Genomic DNA, 5199 nt, shown 5'->3' on the forward strand with positions numbered 1-5199 from the left:
CTGTTCCAGACACCCGAAGAGTGCGCGCGCCAGGCGATTGAGAACGACGTGCATGCGGTCGGTGTCTCTACGCTGGCGGCCGGCCACAAGACGCTGGTGCCGGCCATCATCGCCGAGCTCAAGAAGCAGGGCGCCGACGACATCATCGTGTTTGTCGGCGGCGTGATTCCAAGGCAGGATTACGACATGCTGTACGAAGCCGGCGTGAAAGGCATCTACGGCCCGGGCACGCCGATCCCGGCCAGCGCCAAGGATGTGCTGGAGCAGATTCGCAAAGCTGTTGCGAAATGAGTCTGCGGTGACGGATATCAGTTCCCGCCTGTCCTTGCAGCCGGTTATCGCCGGTGATTTCGAGGAGATGCTGGCTTTGCGCATCGATGCCATGCGCCCCAGCCTGGAGCGCGTTGGCCGCTTCGATCTTGCGCGCTCGCGCGAGCGCTTGTCCGCGGGATTTTTTCCGCCGTACATGCAACACATCCTGCTTGACGGCAATCGCGTGGGCTTCTTCACGCTCAAGCCTGAGGGTGATGCAGCCCTGCGGCTCGATCATCTCTATCTGCGCAGCAACGCCAGCGGTCAGGGCATAGGTTCGTGGGTGCTGCGGCAGGTGATCAGGCAGGCACGCGAGCGTAGCCTGGCCGTCAGGCTGACTGCGCTGAAAGGGAGCGATGCGAATCGCTTCTATATGCGCCACGGCTTTGTGCTGCAAGGAGAAGAGGGTGTCGACTTGCACTACGAATGGCCAGCCACGGAGTCGGTCGCGTGATGGCCGCGCCCGATTTCCTCCAGGCCATCATGGGCCCGGACCCAATGGTGCAGCGCCGCGCCATCGCCAAGGCCATCACGCTGCTGGAGTCCACCCGCGCCGACCACCGCGCCCAGGGAGACGAGTTACTCACGGCCCTGCTGCCCCACACCGGCAAGGCCATGCGCCTGGGCATYAGCGGCGTTCCCGGCGTGGGCAAGTCCACCTTCATCGAGGTACTGGGCCTGTACCTGATCACCCAGGGCCACCGTGTGGCCGTGCTCACGATCGATCCTTCTTCTTCCGTCTCAGGCGGCTCCATCCTGGGCGACAAGACCCGCATGGAAAAGCTCTCGGTGCATGACCGTGCCTATATCCGGCCCAGCCCTTCCAGCGGAAACCTGGGCGGCGTGGCCGAAAAGACGCGCGAGGCGATGCTGGTCTGCGAAGCCGCCGGGTACGACGTGGTGATTGTGGAAACCGTGGGCGTGGGCCAGAGCGAAACCGCCGTCGCCAACATGACCGACATGTTTGTGCTGATGCAGCTGCCCAATGCCGGTGACGACCTGCAGGCCATCAAAAAGGGCGTGATGGAACTGGCCGACCTCGTCATCATCAACAAGGCCGACATCGATGCCGACGCGGCGATGCGCGCTGAGGCGCAGATCACGTCAGCCATGCGCTTGTTCGGTCTGGTCAACAACGCCATGGACGGCGCGCAGGCCGCTAATTTCGACAAAAACTGGCATCCGCAAGTCATCCAGCTCAGCGCCCTGCACAACAAAGGCGTGGACGTGTTCTGGAAAGCCGTGATGCAGTTCAAGTCCCTGCAGACTGCCAATGGCCAGCTGGCCGCCCGGCGCCAGCAGCAGTCGCTGTCATGGATGTGGGAGCGCATAGACGCCGGCCTCAAGCAGGCTTTCCGTCAGGATCCGCAGGTGCGTGAGCGCCTGCCCGGCTTGCTGGCCGAAGTGGCGCGCGGTGAAGTCGCGGCATCGACAGCCGCCAGGAGCTTGCTGGCCCTGGCATCCAAAGGATGGAATGCATGAAGAAAATCGCCATTCTTTTCGTGCTGCTTTTTCAGGCATGCCTGGCGTGGGCCGGCGGCATGGTCGCCGGCGAGCCGCAGAGTTTTGTCTTCACCGACAAAGGCTATTTCGCGGACAAGCCCGTCACGGTGCATTACTACAAGGCGCGCAGCGCCGGCCCCGATGCCAAGGTAATGATGGTGATCCACGGCGCGGAACGGCAGGGCTCGCGCATGCGCGACAACTGGATGCCTTTTGCGGAGAAAAATAAACTCATCGTGCTGGCCCCGGAGTTTGACGAGGCGCGGTTTTCTTCCAGGTTGTTCAACATGGGCGGCATTGAAAGCCGTGACCGGGCCCAGTGGTCTTTCCAGATCGTCGAGCATCTTTTCGATTTTGTCCGTGCTGGTGAGGGCCTCGCGGCGAGCGACTACCTGCTGTTCGGCCACTCGGCGGGCGGGCAGTTTGTGCACCGCTTTATGCTGCTGGCCGAGGCACCCCGCGTTTCAGTCGCCGTGGCGGCCAATGCCGGCAGTTACACCATGCCCCGATATCCAGGCCTGATGGAAGACAAATTTCCCTACGCGCTTAACGAAAGCATTGTCAGCCCCGACAAACTCAGGCAGGTTTTTGCCCGCAAGCTGATCGTGCTGCTTGGTGAAACTGACATAAAAACCGATGAGGCCAACCTTCCCAAGGCCAGGCAAGCCACAGCCCAAGGCGTGAACCGCTTTGAGCGCGGCACCCACTTCTTCGAGCAGGCCCAGGCGCAGGCGCAGAAGCTGGGCACACCCCTGGCCTGGGAGCGTGCCACCGTGCCGGGCGTGGGGCACGAGTCGCGCCGCATGAGCCAGGCCGCCGCCCGCCTTTTGTTTGAACCTGCCAAATAAATTTTCACCGTCCCAAAAAAAGCGGAACACACCATGCAAGAAATCCTTGAACAACTCGAAAAGAAACGCGCCGCGGCCCGATTGGGCGGCGGGCAAAAGCGCATCGATGCGCAGCACGGCAAAGGCAAACTGACAGCGCGCGAACGGCTGGAGCTGCTGCTCGACGAAGGCACGTTTGAAGAGTGGGACATGTTTGTCGAACACCGCTGCACCGACTTCGGCATGCAGGACAACAAGATTCCGGGCGACGGCGTCGTCACCGGCTACGGCATGATCAACGGCCGCCTGGTGTTTGTCTTCAGCCAGGACTTCACCGTGTTTGGCGGCGCCCTGAGCGAAGCTCATGCCGAGAAAATCTGCAAGGTGATGGACCAGGCCATGAAGGTCGGCGCGCCGGTCATCGGCCTCAATGACTCGGGCGGTGCCCGTATTCAGGAAGGTGTGGCGTCATTGGGCGGTTATGCCGATGTGTTCCAGCGCAACGTGATGGCCAGTGGCGTGATTCCGCAGATCAGCATGATCATGGGGCCGAGCGCCGGCGGCGCCGTGTATTCCCCCGCCATGACCGACTTCATCTTCATGGTCAAGGACAGCTCCTACATGTTTGTGACGGGGCCCGAAGTCGTCAAGACCGTGACCCATGAGGAAGTAACGGCCGAAGAACTGGGCGGCGCCACCACCCACACCACACGTAGCGGCGTGGCCGACCTGGCATTCGAGAACGACGTCGAGGCGCTGCTGATGCTGCGCCGCCTCTACAACTACCTGCCGCTCAACAACCGTGAAAAAGCCCCGGTGCGCCCCAGCGCCGACCCGGCTGGCCGTATGGACCTGAGCCTGGACACRCTGGTGCCCGAGAACCCGAACAAGCCCTACGACATGAAGGAACTCATCGTCAAGACGGTGGACGACGGCGACTTCTTCGAGATCCAGCCCGAGTACGCCAAAAACATCATCATCGGCTTTGCCCGCATGGAAGGCCAGTCGGTCGGCATCGTCGCCAACCAGCCTTTGGTGCTGGCGGGTTGCCTGGACATCAAAAGCTCCATCAAGGCTGCACGCTTTGTGCGCTTTTGCGATGCCTTCAACATTCCGGTGATTACCTTTGTCGACGTTCCCGGTTTCATGCCCGGCACCAGCCAGGAATACGGCGGCATCATCAAGCACGGCGCCAAGCTGCTCTATGCGTATGCCGAATGCACCGTGCCCAAGATCACCGTGATCACCCGCAAGGCTTATGGTGGCGCTTATGATGTGATGAGCTCCAAACATCTGCGCGGCGACGTCAACTTCGCCTGGCCCAACGCCGAAATCGCCGTGATGGGCGCCAAGGGCGCGGTGGAAATCATCTTCCGCGAAGACAAGKGTGACCCGGCCAAGCTGGCTGCCAAAGAGGCCGAATACAAGGCCCGCTTTGCCAATCCTTTTGTCGCTGGCGCGCGCGGCTTTATCGACGACGTGATCCTGCCGCATGAGACGCGCAAGCGCATCTGCCGGTCGCTGGTGATGCTGCGCGACAAGAAGATTGAGAACCCGTGGCGCAAGCACGGGAACATTCCACTGTAGGGACCGCGTGATGGCCAAGGCAATGCATGCTGCAGAGGTGAGGGTATTGACCGACATACCGAATATCGGAAAGTCGCTGGCGGCGGATCTGCAGTCCGTCGGCATTCAAGCCCCGTCGGATGTGAAGCGCATGAACGCGTTGAAGATGTACGAGGCGTTGCGTGATCCCATGGGCCGGCGTCACGACCCATGCGTTCTTGACACCTTCATGGCAGCGAAAAAATTCATGAACGGCGGACCGAAACAGCCGTGGTGGGACTTTACGGCCGAGCGCAAGGCGCTGCTCGCCAAACAGGACAGGAAGTAAAACGATGTTTACCAAAATACTGATTGCGAATCGGGGCGAGATCGCTTGCCGCGTCATTCTCACCGCCCGAAAAATGGGCATCAAGACTGTTGCGGTGTATTCCGACGCCGACAAAKACGCCCGCCACGTTGAGTTGGCGGACGAGGCCGTCAACATAGGCCCGGCGCCCAGCCGTGACAGCTATCTGCAGGCCGACAAAATTATTGCGGCTTGCAAGCAAACGGGTGCGCAGGCAGTGCACCCTGGCTATGGCTTTCTGAGCGAAAACGCAGGCTTTGCCAAACGTGTCGAGGAAGAGGGCATCATCTTTATCGGCCCCAAGCACTATTCGATTGCCGCCATGGGCGACAAGATTGAATCGAAAAAGCTGGCCGGCGCGGCGGGCGTGAATTGCATTCCCGGCGTGAACGATGCGATTGAAACGGCCGAGAAGGCCGTGGAGATTGCCAAGGGCATTGGCTACCCGGTGATGATCAAGGCCTCTGCCGGCGGTGGTGGCAAAGGCTTGCGCGTGGCGTTCAACGACAAGGAGGCCTTTGAAGGCTTTACCTCTTGCCGCAACGAAGCGCGCAACAGCTTTGGCGACGACCGCGTCTTTATCGAGAAGTTTGTCGAAGAACCCCGCCACATCGAAATCCAGTTGCTGGGCGATAGCCATGGCAA

General features: G+C 60.9%; 7 protein-coding genes. All 7 read left to right on the top strand.

The window, feature by feature from the left end; all coding sequences use genetic code 11:
• A partial coding sequence (locus AC1D1X_RS15030; RefSeq protein WP_477698566.1) for a cobalamin-dependent protein occupies positions 1–291 on the top strand: 291 nt, incomplete at its 5' end.
• 7 nt (positions 292–298) lie between these two features.
• Positions 299–766, top strand: a complete 468-nt coding sequence (locus AC1D1X_RS15035; RefSeq protein ID WP_477669120.1) for a GNAT family N-acetyltransferase — start codon at positions 299–301, stop codon at positions 764–766.
• On the top strand, positions 766–1794 hold the full coding sequence (gene meaB, locus AC1D1X_RS15040; protein WP_477669607.1) for a methylmalonyl Co-A mutase-associated GTPase MeaB: 1029 nt from the start codon (positions 766–768) through the stop codon (positions 1792–1794). Before AC1D1X_RS15035 ends, meaB begins: the two co-directional genes overlap by 1 nt.
• Positions 1791–2663, top strand: a complete 873-nt coding sequence (locus AC1D1X_RS15045; protein ID WP_477669121.1) for an alpha/beta hydrolase family protein — start codon at positions 1791–1793, stop codon at positions 2661–2663. Before meaB ends, AC1D1X_RS15045 begins: the two co-directional genes overlap by 4 nt.
• Positions 2664–2696: 33 nt before the next feature.
• On the top strand, positions 2697–4229 hold the full coding sequence (locus AC1D1X_RS15050) for an acyl-CoA carboxylase subunit beta (RefSeq protein WP_477698567.1): 1533 nt from the start codon (positions 2697–2699) through the stop codon (positions 4227–4229).
• A gap of 10 nt (positions 4230–4239) precedes the next feature.
• Entirely contained in the window at positions 4240–4536 is a 297-nt protein-coding gene (locus AC1D1X_RS15055) for a helix-hairpin-helix domain-containing protein (protein WP_477669123.1), read from the top strand.
• A 4-nt stretch (positions 4537–4540) separates the two neighbouring features.
• Positions 4541–5199, top strand: a 659-nt coding sequence (locus AC1D1X_RS15060; protein WP_477698568.1) for a biotin carboxylase N-terminal domain-containing protein, incomplete at its 3' end; no start/stop codon positions are given.

The organism is Polaromonas sp. P1_G4 (assembly GCF_056405475.1).

Excerpts from the sequence above, each read along its gene's own strand:
- AC1D1X_RS15055 (WP_477669123.1), top strand. The coding sequence starts at position 4,240 with ATGGCCAAGGCAATGCATGCTGCAGAGGTGAGGGTATTGACCGACATA.
- AC1D1X_RS15045 (WP_477669121.1), top strand. The coding sequence starts at position 1,791 with ATGAAGAAAATCGCCATTCTTTTCGTGCTGCTTTTTCAGGCATGCCTG.